The sequence below is a fragment of the Acidiphilium rubrum genome (assembly GCF_900156265.1).
GTDB lineage: Bacteria > Pseudomonadota > Alphaproteobacteria > Acetobacterales > Acetobacteraceae > Acidiphilium > Acidiphilium rubrum.
The window spans coordinates 1-16614 of sequence record NZ_FTNE01000013.1; the positions used below are offsets into that span (position 1 = coordinate 1).

Annotated in this window: 15 protein-coding genes; 10 read left to right on the top strand and 5 right to left on the bottom strand. The window is 63.8% G+C overall.

The genetic code is table 11. The annotated features are described in order from the left end of the window. The 5 genes from BW994_RS19240 to BW994_RS10810 form a co-directional block, all read left to right on the top strand. Window positions 1-153 (top strand): transposase (locus tag BW994_RS19240; protein WP_175612112.1); only part of this gene is annotated, 153 nt, incomplete at its 5' end. 225 nt (window positions 154-378) lie between these two features. Then, entirely contained in the window at window positions 379-1080 is a 702-nt protein-coding gene (locus tag BW994_RS10795) for a c-type cytochrome (RefSeq protein ID WP_076454558.1), read from the top strand. Window positions 1081-1131: 51 nt separating this feature from the next. Then, complete coding sequence (gene gfa / locus BW994_RS10800; protein ID WP_029313148.1) at window positions 1132-1704, top strand: S-(hydroxymethyl)glutathione synthase; 573 nt, start codon at window positions 1132-1134, stop codon at window positions 1702-1704. 18 nt (window positions 1705-1722) lie between these two features. After that, entirely contained in the window at window positions 1723-2832 is a 1110-nt protein-coding gene (locus BW994_RS10805) for an S-(hydroxymethyl)glutathione dehydrogenase/class III alcohol dehydrogenase (protein ID WP_029313147.1), read from the top strand. Beyond that, window positions 2832-4946, top strand: a complete 2115-nt coding sequence (locus BW994_RS10810) for a TonB-dependent receptor family protein (RefSeq protein WP_029313146.1) — start codon at window positions 2832-2834, stop codon at window positions 4944-4946. The genes BW994_RS10805 and BW994_RS10810 overlap by 1 nt, the downstream gene beginning before the upstream one ends. A gap of 130 nt (window positions 4947-5076) precedes the next feature. Here the strand turns inward: BW994_RS10810 and BW994_RS10815 are convergent, their stop codons facing one another. Continuing rightward, the gene (locus BW994_RS10815; RefSeq protein WP_029313145.1) at window positions 5077-6456 is read right to left on the bottom strand and encodes an FAD-binding oxidoreductase; all 1380 of its coding nucleotides are present in this window, start codon (window positions 6454-6456) and stop codon (window positions 5077-5079) included. Between the two features lie 107 nt (window positions 6457-6563). Between BW994_RS10815 and BW994_RS10820 the strand changes: the two genes are divergently transcribed. The 4 genes from BW994_RS10820 to BW994_RS10835 all read left to right on the top strand — a co-directional run bounded on the left by BW994_RS10820 (window position 6564) and on the right by BW994_RS10835 (window position 10991). Further along, window positions 6564-7343 carry an IclR family transcriptional regulator gene (locus BW994_RS10820; RefSeq protein ID WP_139334082.1) on the top strand — a complete coding sequence of 260 codons (780 nt, stop codon included), beginning with the start codon at window positions 6564-6566 and terminating at the stop codon, window positions 7341-7343. A 309-nt stretch (window positions 7344-7652) separates the two neighbouring features. After that, entirely contained in the window at window positions 7653-9323 is a 1671-nt protein-coding gene (locus BW994_RS10825) for a pyrroloquinoline quinone-dependent dehydrogenase (protein ID WP_029313143.1), read from the top strand. Further along, window positions 9320-10546, top strand: coding sequence for a c-type cytochrome (locus BW994_RS10830; protein WP_051657546.1), 1227 nt, complete (start codon window positions 9320-9322; stop codon window positions 10544-10546). Before BW994_RS10825 ends, BW994_RS10830 begins: the two co-directional genes overlap by 4 nt. A 64-nt stretch (window positions 10547-10610) precedes the next feature. Further along, window positions 10611-10991 (top strand): energy transducer TonB family protein, encoded by a 381-nt coding sequence (locus BW994_RS10835; protein ID WP_029313141.1) that lies wholly within the window; start codon window positions 10611-10613, stop codon window positions 10989-10991. A gap of 24 nt (window positions 10992-11015) precedes the next feature. Here BW994_RS10835 and BW994_RS10840 read toward each other — a convergent pair whose 3' ends face one another. The 4 genes from BW994_RS10840 to BW994_RS10855 form a co-directional block, all read right to left on the bottom strand. Beyond that, window positions 11016-12674, bottom strand: a complete 1659-nt coding sequence (locus BW994_RS10840) for an NADPH-dependent assimilatory sulfite reductase hemoprotein subunit (protein WP_029313140.1) — start codon at window positions 12672-12674, stop codon at window positions 11016-11018. 266 nt (window positions 12675-12940) lie between these two features. After that, window positions 12941-13621 (bottom strand): phosphoadenylyl-sulfate reductase, encoded by a 681-nt coding sequence (locus BW994_RS10845; protein WP_029313139.1) that lies wholly within the window; start codon window positions 13619-13621, stop codon window positions 12941-12943. After that, the gene (locus BW994_RS10850; protein WP_029313138.1) at window positions 13621-15369 is read right to left on the bottom strand and encodes a diflavin oxidoreductase; all 1749 of its coding nucleotides are present in this window, start codon (window positions 15367-15369) and stop codon (window positions 13621-13623) included. The genes BW994_RS10845 and BW994_RS10850 overlap by 1 nt, the downstream gene beginning before the upstream one ends. Window positions 15370-15373: 4 nt before the next feature. After that, complete coding sequence (locus BW994_RS10855; RefSeq protein WP_245594192.1) at window positions 15374-15976, bottom strand: precorrin-2 dehydrogenase/sirohydrochlorin ferrochelatase family protein; 603 nt, start codon at window positions 15974-15976, stop codon at window positions 15374-15376. 144 nt (window positions 15977-16120) lie between these two features. On the opposite strand from BW994_RS10855, the gene BW994_RS10860 reads away from it, so the two are divergent. Next, window positions 16121-16612, top strand: a complete 492-nt coding sequence (locus BW994_RS10860; RefSeq protein WP_029313136.1) for an Lrp/AsnC family transcriptional regulator — start codon at window positions 16121-16123, stop codon at window positions 16610-16612. Window positions 16613-16614 lie beyond the last annotated feature (2 nt).

A 16614-nucleotide genomic window follows, 5' to 3' on the forward strand; every position in this document is an offset into this window, starting at 1 on the left:
ATCCAGTTCGATACCTTGCGGCTACGCCTGATCAAACTCGCCGTCCAGGTCGAGACATTGAAGAAATCAATTCGCCTGCATCTGCCGCGATCGATGCCGGATCAGGTCATTCTCCGCTACGCTCTGGCCAGACTGCCCAGGTTACTGGTCTGAGCCCAGGGGCGGTTGCCCCGACCGGTCCCGATCTCATCCAACTCCAGCGCCGACACATCGCCAAGCTCATCAAAACCAGCCCAGAGCGGCCGGTGAGTCGTCACGCGCCCACGACGTCAGGTTGCATAGCTAATTGTAGAAGAATTGAATGAAACGCCCTCATGAATAAATGCGGTTAGATCGATCCCCACCATCATCGGCGCCGGCGTGATCGGCGTGGCTGGCATGGCCCTGGTCACGATGGCCAGTTATGCGGCCGATACCTCGGGCACCACCACGGCGGCCGCGATGCCCAAGGGCGAGATGCTCGCCAAGGGCAGCGACTGTTTTTCGTGCCACGCGATCAACCAGAAAATCGTGGGGCCGGCGTTCAATGCGGTGGCCGCCAAATTCGCCGGCAAGAGCGGGGCCGAGACGACGCTGAGCGATGCGATCATGAAGGGTCACGTCGGCACCTGGGGCAATGTGCCGATGCCCGCGCATCCGCAGTTGAGTGCGGCGGATACCAAGGAGATCGTGTCCTGGATTCTGACACTGAAGACGACGACCGCCGCCACCGGTGCGGGGGCGAAAAAATACACCTATACGGTCAAAGGCAAGACGGTTTCGACCGATTTTCCGATCTTTCAGCCGGGCACGCAAAAAGTCACAAAATCGGTGTTCACCGGCTACGAGCAGTATAATTCCTATTGTTTCCGCTGCCACGGCGCCGATGCGGTCGGCGGTTCCTACGCGCCCAATCTGCGGCGCTCGCTGAACAACGGCATGTCGGAAAGCAAATTTCTGAGCATCGCGATGACCGGCAAGAAATCAAAAGGCATGCCGAGCTGGGCGGGGTTCTTCACGCCTGCGCAGATCCAGTCGATCTATCAGTATGTCGATGCCCGTGCCGTCGCGGTCGTCAGCGAGGGGACGCCGAAGCACTAACTCTCGCATGTCACGTCGAACGACTGAACCGAACCAACAGGGAGAACTACAATGGCCGTCTCTATCCATCCCGCCGTCGATCACGGGGTCAAACCAGGCGCGTCCGGCTTTTCGGGCGGCACGCTGCATTGCCATTGCGCCAGCCACAAAGTGGCCGTGAAAATCGATGCGCAGACCGCGCACAACCACGCCTGCGGCTGCTCGAAATGCTGGAAGCCGAAGGGGGCGAAATTCGCCGTGATCGCCGTGGTATCGCGCGACGCGGTGCATGTGACCGAAAACGGCGGCAAGCTGCACATCGTCGATCATAACGCGACCATCCAGCGCCATGCCTGCCGCGAGTGCGGCGTGCACATGTTCGGCCGGATCGAGAACAAGGCGCATCCGTTCTACGGGCTCGACTTCGTGCACACCGAACTGTCCGACGAGGCAGGCTGGTCGGCGCCGGAATTCGCCGCCTTCGTGTCCTCGGTGATCGAGCAGGGCACGCCGCCGGCCGAAATGGCGGGCATCCGCGCGCGGCTGAAGGAACTCGGCCTTGAGCCCTATGACTGCTTGTCGCCGCCGCTGATGGACGCTATCGCGACCAGTGTGGCGAAAGCGTCCGGCGCTCTCGCAGCTTAATCAAGGGGACTGAAGATAATGGACGTTCGCGCCGCGATTGCGTGGAAAGCAGGCAAGACGCTCGACCTCGGGACCGTCAAACTCGAAGGTCCGAAGGCGGGCGAGGTGCTGGTGGAAATCAAGGCCACCGGCATCTGCCATACCGATGAATACACGCTGTCCGGCGCGGACCCCGAGGGTCTGTTTCCGGCCATTCTTGGCCACGAGGGGGCCGGCATCGTCGTCGATATCGGCCCCGGCGTGACCACGCTGAAAAAGGGCGATCACGTCATTCCGCTCTACACGCCGGAGTGCCGGCAATGTAAATCCTGCCTGTCGCGCAAGACCAATTTGTGCACCGCGATCCGCGCAACGCAGGGCAAGGGCGTGATGCCGGACGGCACCAGCCGCTTCTCCTGCGAGGGGGAGCCGGTGATGCATTATATGGGCTGCTCGACCTTCGCGAATTTCACCGTGCTGCCGGAAATCGCGCTGGCGAAGGTGCGCGAGGACGCGCCGTTCGACAAGATCTGCTATATCGGGTGCGGGGTTACCACCGGCATCGGTGCGGTGATCAACACCGCCAAGGTGCAGCCGGGCGACAATGTGGTGATTTTCGGCCTCGGCGGCATCGGGCTGAACGTCATTCAGGGCGCGCGGATTGCCGGCGCCGACAAGATCATCGGCGTCGATCTGAACAACGGCCGCAAGGCGATGGCGGAGAAATTCGGGCTGACCCATTTCGTCAACCCCTCCGAAATCGGCGAGGATCTGGTGCCGTATCTGGTCAATCTGACCGATGGCGGGGCGGATTTTTCCTTCGAGTGCATCGGCAATGTGAAGGTGATGCGCCAGGCGCTGGAATGCTGCCATCGTGGTTGGGGCACCTCGATCATTGTTGGCGTGGCCGGCGCGGGGCAGGAGATTTCGACGCGGCCGTTCCAGCTGGTGACCGGGCGCAACTGGCGCGGCACCGCGTTCGGCGGCGCGCGCGGGCGGACCGATGTGCCGAAGATTGTCGATTGGTACATGGACGGCAAGATCAACATCGATGATCTGATCACACATGTGCTGCCGTTCGAACAGATCAACGAGGGGTTCGAGCTGATGCGCAAGGGCGAGAGCATTCGCAGCGTCGTCGTTTACTGATGTCGGCGCGGCTGATGCATGGCGCCGTCTCGCTGCTGGCGGGTACGGCGCTCGCCTCGGTCGCGGTTTCGGCCTGGGCGCAGACCGCGCCGCCGGTGATCATTCCCTCGCCGGGGACGATCGCGATCAAGCGGATCGTGGTGAGTGCGACGCGCACGCGTCAGTCGAGTTTCGACGTGCCGGTCTCGATCTATGCGGTGACCGGGCGGCAGGTGAGCACAGCGAACGAGCAGGAGAACCTGTCCGAAAGTCTCGACCGGGTGCCCGGCATCGATGTGCAGAACCAGCAGAATTACGCCACCGGCGTGCGCATCACCTCGCGCGGGTTCGGCGCGCAGACCGCGTTCGGCACCCGCAACGTCAAAATCCTGATCGATGGCGTGCCGGCGACGCAACCCGATGGCACCGGTGATTCCGAAGTGATCGATCTCGGCGACGTGTCGCGGATCGAGGTGCTGAGCGGGCCGTTTTCGGTGTTGTACGGCAATGCCGCGGGCGGTGTGATCCAGGTGTTCAGCAAGGACGGGCCGGCGGTGCCGACGATCAGCGGCGGTATTCTGGCTTCCAGTTACGGTAGTTGGCGGGCCAGCGCGTCGTATGGCGGGACGCAGAAATTCGGCACCGATGGCTCGTTCAACTACATGATGAACGCATCGGATTTCTATTCCGGCGGGTATCGCGATCATAGTGCGGCGCGGCGCCAGCAGTTTTACGGCAAGTATCGGGTGCAGGTGGATGCCGACACTAGTTACACCTTGCTGGTCGATGCGCTGAACGAGCCGCGCTCGCTCGACCCCGGCGGGCTGACGGCGGCGCAATATCATGCCGATCCGCAGGCGGCCGGCAATAACGCCGTGAAATTCGATACCCGCAAATCGCTGCGGCATTTCCAGTTCGGCTTCATCATGCGCCACCGGATCGATGCCGATAACAGCATCCGCCTGCTGGTGTATGATGTGAACCACGACGTGCTGCAATATCTGCCGTTCACCGGCAGTTTCGCGGCATCGGGTGGCGGCGTGGTGGACCTGGCGCGCAAATCGGGCGGCGTCGGCGCGCGGTTCACCCATAAGGACCAGATCGCGGGCGTGCCGATCACCGCGGTCGCGGGGGTCGATTTCGGGTATGAGGATCAGCATCGCAAAGGCTATGTGAATAATTACGGCACCATCGGTGGGTTGCGGCGCAATGAGCAGGATATTGCGCGCAACATCGCCGAATACGCGCAGATCAACGCCAATTTGACGCCGAAAATCATTTTCGACGCCGGTTTGCGGCATAGCCAGGATTATTTCAGCGTGCAGGATCTGTACGTGACGCCGAAACTGACCAACGATACCGGTTCGGTCAGCTATTCGCACACCAGCCTGGTGGCGGGCGTAACCTATCATTTGACATCGACGACCAATTTGTTCGCCGATTATGGCGAAGGGTTCGAGACGCCGACGCTCGACCAGCTCGCCTATCTGCCGAACGGCGAGGCGGGGTTCAACGCCGCCCTGGTGCCGACCACCAGTGAGAATTACGAGGCGGGCATCAAATCCCTGGTCGGGTCGCGCACCTATGCGCAGGTGGCGGCGTTTCATACCCATACCAACAATCAGATCGTGGTATCGTCCTCGAACAACGGCCGCACCGCCTATGCGAACGAGGGGCAGACCGGGCGCAACGGCGTCGATGCCAGTATCGACAGTTTTCTGCCGCACCACATCGAATTATACGGCTCCTACACGCTGCTGAAGGCGTTTTTCGAGCATAGCGCGATCGCCGGCAAGGCGCTGCCCGGCGTACCGCAGCAGCGGATTTTCACCGAGGCGAGTTGGCACGATCCGGCGAGCGGCTTCTATACCTCGGTCGATGGCCAGTGGCAGAGCCGGATGTATGTTGACAATCAGAACTCGGCCTATGCCGCCGGCTATTTCACCGCGGGCATTGCCGGCGGGTTTCGCCAGACGATTGGCAAGTTCGGGTTCGATGAATTCGCGCGGGTCGATAATCTGTTCAACCGGACCTATGTCGGCGCGGTCGTCGTGGCGGCGAATAATGGGCAGTATTACGAGCCTTCGCCGGGACGGAATTTTGTTTTGGGGGCTACGGCGAAGTATAGGTTTTAGAAGGGTTCTTTTTTGTAAAAAAGAACCAAAAAACTTTTATTTTGCTGGGCCATGGGCGTCGGCACCGCCAACGCCCATGGCCCAGAGTCAAAAAATTTTTTGCTTCTTTTTTATAAAAAAGAAGTCTTCCTTAAAACACCTTCCCAGGCCCCATCCCCCCGCCTGGATCCAGCGCCAGCTTGATCCGCCGCATCACCCCGCGCTCCGTCTCATCGCGCCACTGCCCGAACGCTGCGCGTTTGACCAGGCCGACGCCGTGTTCGGCCGAGAAACTGCCGCCGAGGTCGGCGACGATGGCGTTGACATCCGCCATCAGCGCCTCGGGATCGGCGGTGGTGATGACGTTGAGGTGGATATTGCCGTCGCCGATATGGCCGAACGCGGCCATGCGTGCGTCGGGGTAGGTTTTGGCGAGCATGGTTGCCGCACGGTCGAGCAGCGCGGGCACTGATGCGACCGGCACCGAGACGTCGTTCTTGATCGAGGCGCCTTCGCGTTTCTGGGATTCCGAGACGTGTTCGCGCAGCGCCCAGAAGGCGAGGCGCTGGGCTTCGGACAGGGCGATGGCGGCATCCTCGATGAGGCCGGCTTCGAGCGCATCGCCCAGCACCGCCTCGATCGTGGTGCGCAGGGCCGCGTTGCGCCGGGTGGTCGCGAGTTCGATCAGCGCGTAATGCGCGGCAGATTGGCCGAGCGGCAAACGGCCATCCGGCATGTGCCGCAAATTGATCTCCATCGCGGTGCCCGAGATGTATTCGAAGGCGTAGAGCGCGGCATCGTCCTCGTCGCGGAAGCGGGCGAACAGGTCGAGCACGGCGGCGACGCTGGCGAGGCCGACCAGGCAGGTGGCGCGTTCGCGCGGCGCGGGCGATAGTTTGAGCACGGCGGCGGTGATGATGCCGAGCGTGCCTTCCGATCCGGCGAACAACTGGCGCAGGGCGTAGCCGGTGTTGTCCTTGCGCAGGGCGCGCAGCCCGTGCCAGATCGCGCCGTCCGGCAGCACGACTTCGAGGCCGAGAACCAGGTCGCGCGCGTTGCCGAAGCGCAGCGTGTTGTTGCCGCCCGCGTTGGTCGCGATGACGCCGCCGATCTGCGCGCTGCCTTCGGAACTGATCGAGAGCGGCAGCAGCGCGCCCGCCGCCTCGGCCGCCAACTGTGCGGCGCGCAGGGTCATGCCGGCTTCGACCACCAGAGTGAGGCCGGCGCGATCGACGCTGCGCAGGCGGTTCAGACGCGCCAGGCTGAGGACGATTTCGGCATCCGGCGCGCTGGGAATGCCGCCGGCAACCATCGAGGTGTTGCCGCCCTGCGGCACGATGGCGACGCCTGCGGCCGCGCACAGCGCCACGGCGGCGGCGACGCCCGCGGTATCGGCGGGGCGGAGCACGGCGCGCGGGGTGTTGCGGTACAGGCCGCGCCAATCCTCGCCATACGGGGCGATGTCGTGCGGTTCGGTCAGCACGGCGGCGGGCCCCAGGGCGGCGGTGAGGCGCGAGATCAGAGCATCCATGATCGTGATATATCCGCTGGATCGGCGCGTCGGAAGGGACGTTTATTTCAAATTGCGGAACCGGCTTCCGAATTGACAACGGGGCGGGCGGGCTTACCCTGATCCGCATGACCATGCCCATCACCGATCTGCCCACCAGCATCGCCAAGGCGTTCGCGCTGCTGCGCTGCGTGAGTGTGAGCGAACCGCCGGCCAGTTTTTCGACCCTGCTGGAGCAGACCGGCCTGCCCAAAGCAACGCTGCACCGCCTGTTGCAGGAGCTGGTCACCGCCGGGTTGATCCGCACCGCGCCGGACCGGACCTACCGGCCGGCACTCGGTCTGCTCGAACTCGCGTACCGGGCGTGGGAATCGATCGATCTGAAGGCGGTGGCGTCGCGCCATGTCGATACGCTGTGGCGCAGCACCGATGAAACCGTGCATCTCGCGGTGCGGGATGGGCACGAGATCATCTATATCGACAAGCGCGAGAGCCCGAAGACGCTGCGGCTGTTTTCCTCGGTCGGGCGGCGCGGACCGCTGCACTGCACCGGCGTGGGCAAGGCGATTCTGGCGCATCTGCCGCAGGCCGAACGCGACGAGATCATCAATGCGATCACATTGACGGGGCATACGCCGCACACCATCACCTCCCGCCATCTGCTGCGCGCCGCGTTCGACGATATTCGCGCGGCAGGGCTCGCGTTCGACCGGGAGGAGCACGAGGTCGGCATCATCTGCGTCGCGGCGCCGATTTTCGATCGCACCGGTCGTCCGGTCGCCAGCCTGAGCGTGACCGCACCGGCGATGCGGATGGACGACGCCCGGCTGGCAACCCTGGCGCCGGAGGTGAAACTCGCCGCGGAACGGATTTCGGCGGATGTTGTGGCATCGAACTGCGTGATCTGAAGGAACGTGTGAAAGAGCGAGGAAGTACTTCTTTTTTGTAAAAAAGAAGCAAAAAACTTTTTGACTCTTGGATAGGGGTGGTTTGATTGGTGCGGGGTCGACTTATAGACTAGTCTGATTGAGCACTTTTGGATGCGGAAAATATATGCGGGCCCGCTGCTCCTTGTGACTGGTCTTGAAGGCTCTTGCCCGCCGGACCGCGCCCTCTTGCATCACACTCGCGTTATGGTAGCGTTACCAATGAAACGAGTTGCCGCCAGATCAGGCGACATCCCGTAGGCTGCGTCTCAAAATAAGGAAACGGACCCAATGGAAAAAACCAGAACTCATCGGCGCAAACGCGCGATCATGGCGGGCATTGCCGGAGCGGCACTCGCGATCGGGCTCGGCGGGCTCGCCTATGCGGGCGCCATGGCCAACACCACCACGCCGACGCTGAAGGATTACGCCTCGACCCAGGGCGATCACTCGAACTGGATCCTGCCGGCCAAGAACTACAACAACGATCGCTATGTCGATCTGAGCGACATCACACCCGCCAACGTGGCTCAACTCAAGCCGGCGTGGACCTTCAAGATCGACGATAACGGCCCGATCGAAGCGGCGCCGATCATCTGGCACGGCACGGCCTATATCAGCTCCGCGCATGATCATGTGTACGCAATCGACGTGAAGACCGGCAAGCTGAAATGGCAGTATTCGGACAACCCCCACGTCATCGCGTTCGCCGCCAATCGTGGCATCGCGCTGCTCGATGGCAAGGTCTATATCGCGACACTCGATGGCAAGCTCGTGGCGCTTGATGCCGAAACCGGCAAGGTCGTGTTCAGCAAGCTGCTGGTCAAGGACCCGGCCAACTCGTTCTACACCATGGCGCCGCTGCCCTACAAAGACCCCAAGACCGGCAAGGCGATGCTGATTCTTGGCGTTTCGAACGGCGACTGGGGCGGCATTGGCAATGTTGCGGCGTATAACCCCACCAATGGCAACGAGTTGTGGCAGTGGAACGCGGTTCCCGGCCCGGGCCAGAAGGGTCATTCGACCTGGAGCGGCGATAGCTGGAAGCGCGGCGGCGGCGCTGTCTGGACCATGATGGCGATCGATCCGAAAACCGACATGCTCTATGCCAATGCCGGCAACCCGCAGCCGGATTTCAACGGCCCGGCCCGCAAGGGCAGCAATCTGTACAGCGACTCGCTGGTGGCGCTGAACATTTCCGGCGCCAAGCCGAAAATGGTCTGGTATCACCAGTTCATTCCGCACGACACGCATGACTGGGATCCGGTGATGCCGCCGGTGCTGTTCAACGGCAAGGTCGACGGCAAGATGATGCCGCTGGTGGCCGATGGTGACAAGGCCGGTAATTTCTGGCTGCTGAACTCCAAGACCGGCGCGCTGGTCAATCATTTGCAGGTCAGCATGCAGTATCACCAGAAGCTTGCACCATCACTCAAAGGCAACGTCGCTTGCCCGAACACCAATGGCGGCGTCGAATACAATGGCGGTACCTACGATCCCAAGACCAACATGATCTATTTGCCCAGCAGCAATGAGTGCGGCTTCTGGAAATCGACCAAATCGGTGGTCTACATCGCGGGGCAGTTCTACCTCGGCGGTGCGTTCCCGACCTTCGTGGGTCAGAACACCGGACAGCTCAATGCAATCGACGTGAGCAACGGCGTGTTCGCCTGGCGCAAGCCGGAAAAACTGCCGATGGCCGGTGGCGCGCTCTCGACCTCGACCGGGCTGGTGTTCACCGGCATGGAAAACGGCGATTTCGCCGCGTTCGATGCCACCTCGGCCAAGAAACTGTGGAGCTATGACACCGGTTCGCCGATCATCGCCCCGCCGGTCGCCTTCACCGATGGCGGCACCGAGTATGTCGCGGTCGCGTCCGGCCCGGCGGGCAACCAGCAGTTGCCGACCATGCCGAAAGACAACAAAGGCACCATGCTGACCATGTTCGCTCTGCCGAAATGAGGCTGGCCAACCGGATCGCATTGATCCTGGGCGCGGGGGTGGCATTTGCCACCCCCGTTGCTTTCGCCTCCGCAGCGTCGCCTTCGGAACATGCCCGCGCCGCCGCGGCATTGGCCGATATCAAAATCGCCATCACCACCATCATGGCGGCGGAAAACGGCACGACCAGCGGCCCTGCCGATTATGTCCAGGCCGCGCAAAGTGCCATCAACGCCCTGGTTGGCAGCAAGGACCCGGCGTTCGACCCGCACGTGCCGAACCCCGGTGATGCCACCGGCTCGATGGGCCAGGTCAACGCCCTGCTCGACCAGACCGCGACCCCGCCTTATGTGCCCGCGCTGCACGGCGTGCAGATCAACGAACTCGCCGCCGTCGCCTATCTGCAGGAAGCGGTGAAGGCGCGCGGCCTCAACGCGTTTCAGACCGCATCGTCCAGCGCGCTCGAAAACCTCGAAGTCGCGGAGGGCCGCACCAGCCAGTACGACGTGCTCGGCGGCATGCTGGGCGCGATTGCCAACACCACGCTCGCGGTGCCGGATGGCGCCCCGACCGCGGACGGTTGCGCCGCACCCAAGGCGGTCGGTTACGGTATTCACCACGGCTGGCTGGTCTGGCACGCCGTGAAACCCGGGGCCTTGTCGATTCCGGCGACAGGCACCGCATCCGTCAAGAAGGAAAATGGTATGCTGGTTCTCTATACTGCCGCGGCACCGATGGTGCAGCACCACTGCGCCACTCATGCGGCGGCGGCGGCCGTAGTCAGGCCGGTCGCTTACACCCCGCCGGTCAAGCGCCCGACCCTGCTGATCGAAGCCGCCGCCCATACCGCGGCGAGCGCTGCCCTCTACACCGCCGCCCAGGCCGCCAGCGGCAAGGCGGTATTCGCTACCAATTGCGCGAGTTGCCATGGTGCGAACCTGCAAGGCGTGGCAGCACCGGCGATTGCTGGCACCGAGTTTCTGAAGACCGCGACGAGCAATAAATATACCGTTTCGATTCTCAACACGATCGTCACGCAGAACATGCCGCTCAACAATCCGGGGTCGTTGAAGCCGGCGGAATACGCCAGCGTCATGGCCTATCTGCTGGCGTCCAACTGCTACCCGGCGGGCAAGACGCCGTTTCCGACCAGCCCCGGCGCCAATTTCGGCACGGCCATCGTCGGCGTCCAGGCCCACCCGGCCGGCACACCCGACAAGCTGGGCGTGTGCCCCGTCAACTGATCATTTGCCAATTCCGGATGGCGTCCGGTATTCTGGCGCATCGCCACGATACGGGAGCCACCGGATGAAGCGTTTGCTGATCTGTCTTGTTGCACTGCCGCTCACCGCCTGGGCCGGGCAGGACGATTTCATCGCCCCCAGCGCGTTCCCGCCCCTGTCCGACGGTGTGACGGCGGCGGTTAATAAAACCGAGGCGACCCTGCTGAAACAGGCCGGGGTCGCGCGCGTCGGGTTTTATCAATTCACCATCGATGACAAAGGCAAGCTCGCCAAAATCGGCGTTGCACGCTCATCGGGCGATGCGACCGACGATGACGAAGCGATCGCCGCGATCGAGGCAACCCCGTTCGACGCGGCACCCGCCGGCAAACAGACCTATCACCTCATCCCGATCCGCTTCACCGCGCAGGAAACGATCTATATCCCGCCGGCGGGCAGCAAATGATGCCGCCCGCCGGGCAGTGCTGCATCACACGATGCCGGCGCGCCTCGTGTAGTCGCCAAATCCCTCGCCCGGCAGACGATCCTTGGCGAATTGCGTGAACAGCGGCGACAACGCGGCAATGATTTCAGCCTCGTCGGCGTTTTCGCGGTAGATCGTGTTCAAGCGCGATCCATCCGCCGCACCGCCGAGCAGCAGATTGTATCGGCCAGGATTGCGCCCGACCAAGCCGATCTCGGCGATATAGGGCCGGGCGCAGCCGTTCGGGCAGCCGGTCATGCGCACGGTAATCCGCTGATCGGACAGGTGGTTTTCGGTCAGGAGCGCATCGATCGCGGTGATCAGATGCGGCAGATACCGCTCGCTCTCGGCCAAAGCGAGGCCGCAGGTCGGCAGCGCGACGCAGGCCATCGCGCCCTCGCGCAGCACCGACACATGCTGCACCACGCCATGCTCGGCCAGAATCCGCTCGATCGCGGCCCGGTCGGCATCGCTCGCGCGCGCGATGATGATGTTCTGGTTGGCGGTCATGATGATCGCGCCACGATCGATGAAATCGGGCATCGAATTGATCGCGACCAGGGCCGATTTCAGCCGCCACGCCCCGACATCGGCGATCCGCCCGTTCTCGATGAACAGCGTCAGATGATGCAGCCCCTCGTGATCGGTCAGCCAGCCGAGCGCATCGCCGTTGCCGGTGAATTCGAACGCCCGTGCCGGCGCCAGCGGTGTGGCCAGCCGGGCATTCACCTCGCGCTTGAACCAGTCCAGCCCGTGCGTGTCGATCGTGTATTTCAGCCGCGCGTGCTTGCGGTTGGTGCGATCGCCGTAATCGCGCTGCACCGTGACGACCGCCTCGGCCACCGGAATCAGATCGGCCGCGGCGCAATAGCCGATCACGTCGCCCACCCGCGGATAGGTCGCGGGCTCGCCGTGCGACGCGCCCATGCCGCCGCCCGCCACCACATTGTACCCCACGATGGTCTCGCCCTCGACGATCGCGATGAACGACAGATCATGCGCGAACACATCGACGTCGTTCGACGGCGGCACCGCTACGGTCATCTTGAACTTGCGGGGCAGATAGGTCGGCCCGTAAATCGGCTCGGCCTCCGGCTCGCCGCCCAGCACCCGCTCGTCACCAATGAAAATCTCGCGCCACGCCCCCGTGCGCGGCAGGAAATGCGCCGATAACTGCCGCGCCGCCTCCACCGCCTCGCCATGCGCGCGCGACAAATACGGGTTTGCCGCCGCCATCACGTTGCGATTAACGTCGCCGCACGCCGCAATCGTATCGAGCAAAGCCGCATCCATCGCGCGCATCGCCTCGCGCACGTTGCTCTTGATCACGCCATGAAATTGAATCGTCTGCCGCGTGGTGAGTCGCACCGTGGCATTGCCGCGCTCGGTCGCCAGGCGGTCCATCGCCAGATACTGCCGTGGCGTCAGAACCCCGCCGGGAACGCGCAAACGCGCCATGAACATATACGCCAGATCCAGCTTCCGCTTGGCACGCTCCGGCCGCAAATCACGGTCGTCCTGCACATACACGCCATGGAACTTGATGAGCTGGCCATCGTCCTCGCCCAACCCGCCAAACGCCTGCACATCCAGCTCCTCCGCCAGAGTGCCACGTAGAAAATCACTCCGCGCCTTGATCGTTTCATTGCGCGCTAAATCAGCCATCGTGCGTCCTTTCGCGATATGTGCCGAAGGGTGGGGCTTCGCCCCACGCCCCACCAGGGGCTCCGCCCCTGGACCCCGCTGGGGCCTTAGGCCCCAGACCCCGCTAGTTTCAGATGAGAGGGGGCATCAATTCCGTTGCCTTTCAAAGGGCGTCGCAAGCCCCCTCTCATCTGAAACTAATGAGGTCCAGGAACTAAGTTCCTGGCGGGGGGCCAGGGGGCAGAGCCCCCTGGTCGGGGTCCGGGGCGAAGCCCCGCCTTGCCGGCTCATGCCGCGACCGGCCGTGTGAGGAAGATGCCGCATTCGATTTTTCCGGTACCGCTCCAGCGTCCGGCGCGGGGTGGTTCGCCGGGCTGGATGCGGCGGGTGCAGGTGTGGCAGCCGATCGAGGCGAAGCCATCGGCCTGGAGCGGGTGGTGTGGCAGGTTGCGGCTGGTGAAGTAGGTTTCGATATCGGTCTGGGTCCAGGCGCGCAGCGGGTTGACGATGATGCGGCCATCGGGGCCGGTTTCGGTGGCTTGCAGGGTGGCGCGGCTGTCGGACTGGGTGTGTTTACGGCCGCTGATCCAGGCTTCGAACGGCAGCAGCGCGTCGTCGAGCGGCATGGTTTTGCGCAGGCTGCAGCACAAATCGGGGTCGCGGGCGAACAGGGTGCCGTTGGGGTCGAAGCTGGCGAGGTGCGCGGGGTCGGGGCGGATGGTCCGCACGTCCGACAGGCGCAGCCTGGTGATCAGGGCGTTGCGATAGGCGATGGTATCGGGGAAGAGTTTGCCGGTATCGAGAAAGATGACCGGCAGGCTGCGGTCGATCCGCGCGACGAGGTCGAGCAGGGCGGCGGATTCGGTGCCAAAGGATGAGACCAGGGCGATGCGGCCGGGGTGGGCCGCGATGCTGGTGCGCAGCAGATCGAGCGCTTCGGTTTCCGGCTTGGTGAGGGTTTCGAGCATCAGTAGACGTCCTTTTTATAGCGACCGGCGGCGATCAGCGCATCGAGTTCGTGCTGGCCGCGATCGGCGTCGTCCTTGCCGAGAATGCGGACGATTGTGGCATCGACATCGCGGGCCATCGCCTTGGCGTCGCCGCAGAGGTAGAGCGTGGCCCCTTGGTCGAGCTGGGCGCGCAGGTCGTGGCGCTGGTTCCAGAGCACGTGCTGGACGTAGCGTTTTTCGGGCTGGTCGCGCGAAAAGGCGAGGTCGAGCCGGCCGAGCACGCCGGATTTCAGCCAATCCTGGATGTCGAGCTGGTAGAGGAAATCGTGCAGGAAGTGACGGTGGCCGAAGATGAGCCAGGATTTGCCGGCGATGCCGAGGGCTTCGCGCTCCTGCAGGAAGGCGCGGTAGGGCGCGATGCCGGTGCCGGCGCCGATCATCACGATCGGGGTTTCGTTGGTTTCGGGCAGGCGGAAATGCGGGTTGGCCTTGACGTGGACATTGATGCTACCGCCGGTTTTGCGGCGTTCGGCGATCATGCCGGAGGCGACGCCGAGGCGGGCGCGGCCTTCGCTTTCGTAGGCGACCTTGGCGATGGCGAGATGGGCGGCCTCGCCGACCAGGCGTTGGGATGAGGCAATCGAGTAATAGCGGGGCGGCAGTTTGCGCAGCAGGGAGGTGAGTTGCGCGGTGGTCAGGGTGTGGGGATAGGTTTCGAACAGATCGATCGGCTGGCGGCCGGCGATGAAGCGGCCGCGCGCCTCGGCATCGGCCGCGAGGGTTGCGAGGGCGGCATCGCCGGTGAGGGCGGCGTAATCCTGGATCAATTTGCCGCTGAGGGTGGTGATGTCGCGTTCGCGGGTGAGTGCGCTGTGGGCGGCGCTGTCGTCGAGCAAGCCCGTGGCGCGGAGTACGGCGCCGACCAGGGCGGGGTCGTTTTCGGGCGCGATGCCCAGCGTGTCGCCGGGTTGGTAGGCGATGCCCGAACCGGTCAGGTCGAGTTCGAGATGCAGGGTTTCCGAGGACGAGCGCGACGAGGTGATGGCGTGCAGCGCCGCGATCTCGGCGGCGAACGGCGCGGTCTTGCCGACTGGCTCGGCTTCGGCGCGGTGGAAATCGACATGGATGACCGAGCCGGCATCGGCGGCCGGGGTCAGTTTTTCGAGCAGGGACGCGATGAAGCCGGCGGCCGGGGTTTCGTAATCGAGGTCGCAATCGAGCCGTTCGGCGATGCGGACGCCGCCGAGCGCTTCGAACCGTGCGTCGATCTGTTTGCCGGTTTCGCAGAACTGCGCGTAGGAGGAATCGCCGAGGGCGAGCACTGCGAAATTCACGCCATCGAGCGTCGGTGCGCCATCGGCCATCAGGGCGCGCATGAAGGGGGCGGCGCGTTGCGGCGGCTCGCCTTCGCCCCAGGTGGAGGCGATGACCAGCAGGTTGACGGTGTCTTTCAGCGTGGCGAGGTCGGCGTCCGCCATGTCGAGCAGGCGGGGGGCGAAGCCGCGCTTCTGGGCATCGCGCTTGGCGGCACCGGCGAGGGCTTCGGCGTTGCCGGATTCGGTGCCGTACAGGATGGTCAGTTTGGTTTTGACCGACGGCGCCGCCGCGAGGGGGGCGGCTTCGGTGCCCGCGGCATCGATCCCCGCCAGAAACCCGGTCAGCCACGCGCGCTGCACGGCGGAGGCGCGGCCGATCACCTGATCGAGCGCGATGATTTCCTCGGGGGCGAAGGGCGCGGTGCGGGGCAGTTTGGCGGTTTTTGTCATGATATCAGCCTTGAGGTTGCGGGGCGGCGAAATCGCACACCCGGTCGCACAGCCATTTCCGGTCCGCGGCGATTGCGGCGATGCGTTTGGCGGCTTCGGGCATCGAGATGCCCTCACGCTGCCAACCGGCGCGCAGGGTGCCGATTTCCGCGACGCGATCGGCCCATTCCGCGCCGTAGCGCAGTTCCAGATTGCGCCGGATCATGCCGGCCAGGCCGGGGGCGCGGCCGTTGGTGGAAATGGTGAGCAGCAGGTCGCCGCGCCGGACTTCGGCGACCGAGTGAAAATCGCACAAGGGCGGGACGTCTTCGACATTGACGAGCAGCCGCAGCGCTCGGGCGGCGGCGGCGAGCGGTTCGGCGCGGTCACGCGGCAGATCGACGATCCACAGCACGTGCAGCGCTGCCAGATCATCGGGGCCGGGCAGCGCGCGGCGTAGTTGATCGCCCGCTTCGGTCACCGCTTCGTCATCGGGGGCATCGGAAAACAGCAGCGCATCGGCAGCGCCGGCGGCGCGCAGAGCGCGAAACCGGCGCAGCGCCAAGGCGCCGTTGCCGGCGACCGCAAGACGCGCAAAACGAGGATCGAGCGCAATCGGAATCATCATATCTCCTGGGGTGGATATAGCGGTCTCCCACTTGTGGTGAAACGGCATTCTCTGTCCAGCGCAAAATACTCAAGAAATAAGATTGATTTTCTGTCCTGGCGGTCGCACAGAGAAGCCACTCATCCTGACGGGAGATTCCACGCTATGCCAGCGCTGCCTGAATCGCTGCCGCCCAGCGCCCTGCCGGCGCTCGACAAGATCGATCGCGCGATTTTGCGGTTGATCGCGCGCGACTGCACCATGCAACTCGCCACCATCGCGAGCCTGGTCGGCCTGTCGGCGACGCCGTGCTGGAAGCGCATCAAGCGGATGGAGGAGGCTGGGGTGATCACCGGCCGGGTTGCGATGCTGTCGCCCGAACGGCTCGGCTATCCGGTTTCGGTGTTCGCCTCGATCGAAACGGCCGACCATTCGGAAGCCTGGATCGCGCGCTTTGCCGAACTCGTCACCACCATGCCGGAAATCGTCGGCGCCTGGCGGATGAGCGGCGATGTCGATTACCTGCTGCACATCATGGTGGCCGATATTCCGGCCTATGACGCGTTCTATCGCCGGCTGATCGCGGCGATTCCGCTGCGCAACGTATCGTCGCGGTTTGCGATGGAGCGGATGAAATCAAGCCCGCCACCGATTTGAGC

Coding starts and splice junctions, on each gene's coding strand:
- BW994_RS10795 (WP_076454558.1), top strand. CDS start 379: ATGGCCCTGGTCACGATGGCCAGTTATGCGGCCGATACCTCGGGCACC.
- gfa (WP_029313148.1), top strand. CDS start 1,132: ATGGCCGTCTCTATCCATCCCGCCGTCGATCACGGGGTCAAACCAGGC.
- BW994_RS10805 (WP_029313147.1), top strand. CDS start 1,723: ATGGACGTTCGCGCCGCGATTGCGTGGAAAGCAGGCAAGACGCTCGAC.
- BW994_RS10810 (WP_029313146.1), top strand. CDS start 2,832: ATGTCGGCGCGGCTGATGCATGGCGCCGTCTCGCTGCTGGCGGGTACG.
- BW994_RS10815 (WP_029313145.1), bottom strand. CDS start 6,456: ATGGATGCTCTGATCTCGCGCCTCACCGCCGCCCTGGGGCCCGCCGCC.
- BW994_RS10820 (WP_139334082.1), top strand. CDS start 6,564: ATGACCATGCCCATCACCGATCTGCCCACCAGCATCGCCAAGGCGTTC.
- BW994_RS10825 (WP_029313143.1), top strand. CDS start 7,653: ATGGAAAAAACCAGAACTCATCGGCGCAAACGCGCGATCATGGCGGGC.
- BW994_RS10830 (WP_051657546.1), top strand. CDS start 9,320: ATGAGGCTGGCCAACCGGATCGCATTGATCCTGGGCGCGGGGGTGGCA.
- BW994_RS10835 (WP_029313141.1), top strand. CDS start 10,611: ATGAAGCGTTTGCTGATCTGTCTTGTTGCACTGCCGCTCACCGCCTGG.
- BW994_RS10840 (WP_029313140.1), bottom strand. CDS start 12,674: ATGGCTGATTTAGCGCGCAATGAAACGATCAAGGCGCGGAGTGATTTT.
- BW994_RS10845 (WP_029313139.1), bottom strand. CDS start 13,621: ATGCTCGAAACCCTCACCAAGCCGGAAACCGAAGCGCTCGATCTGCTG.
- BW994_RS10850 (WP_029313138.1), bottom strand. CDS start 15,369: ATGACAAAAACCGCCAAACTGCCCCGCACCGCGCCCTTCGCCCCCGAG.
- BW994_RS10855 (WP_245594192.1), bottom strand. CDS start 15,976: ATGATGATTCCGATTGCGCTCGATCCTCGTTTTGCGCGTCTTGCGGTC.
- BW994_RS10860 (WP_029313136.1), top strand. CDS start 16,121: ATGCCAGCGCTGCCTGAATCGCTGCCGCCCAGCGCCCTGCCGGCGCTC.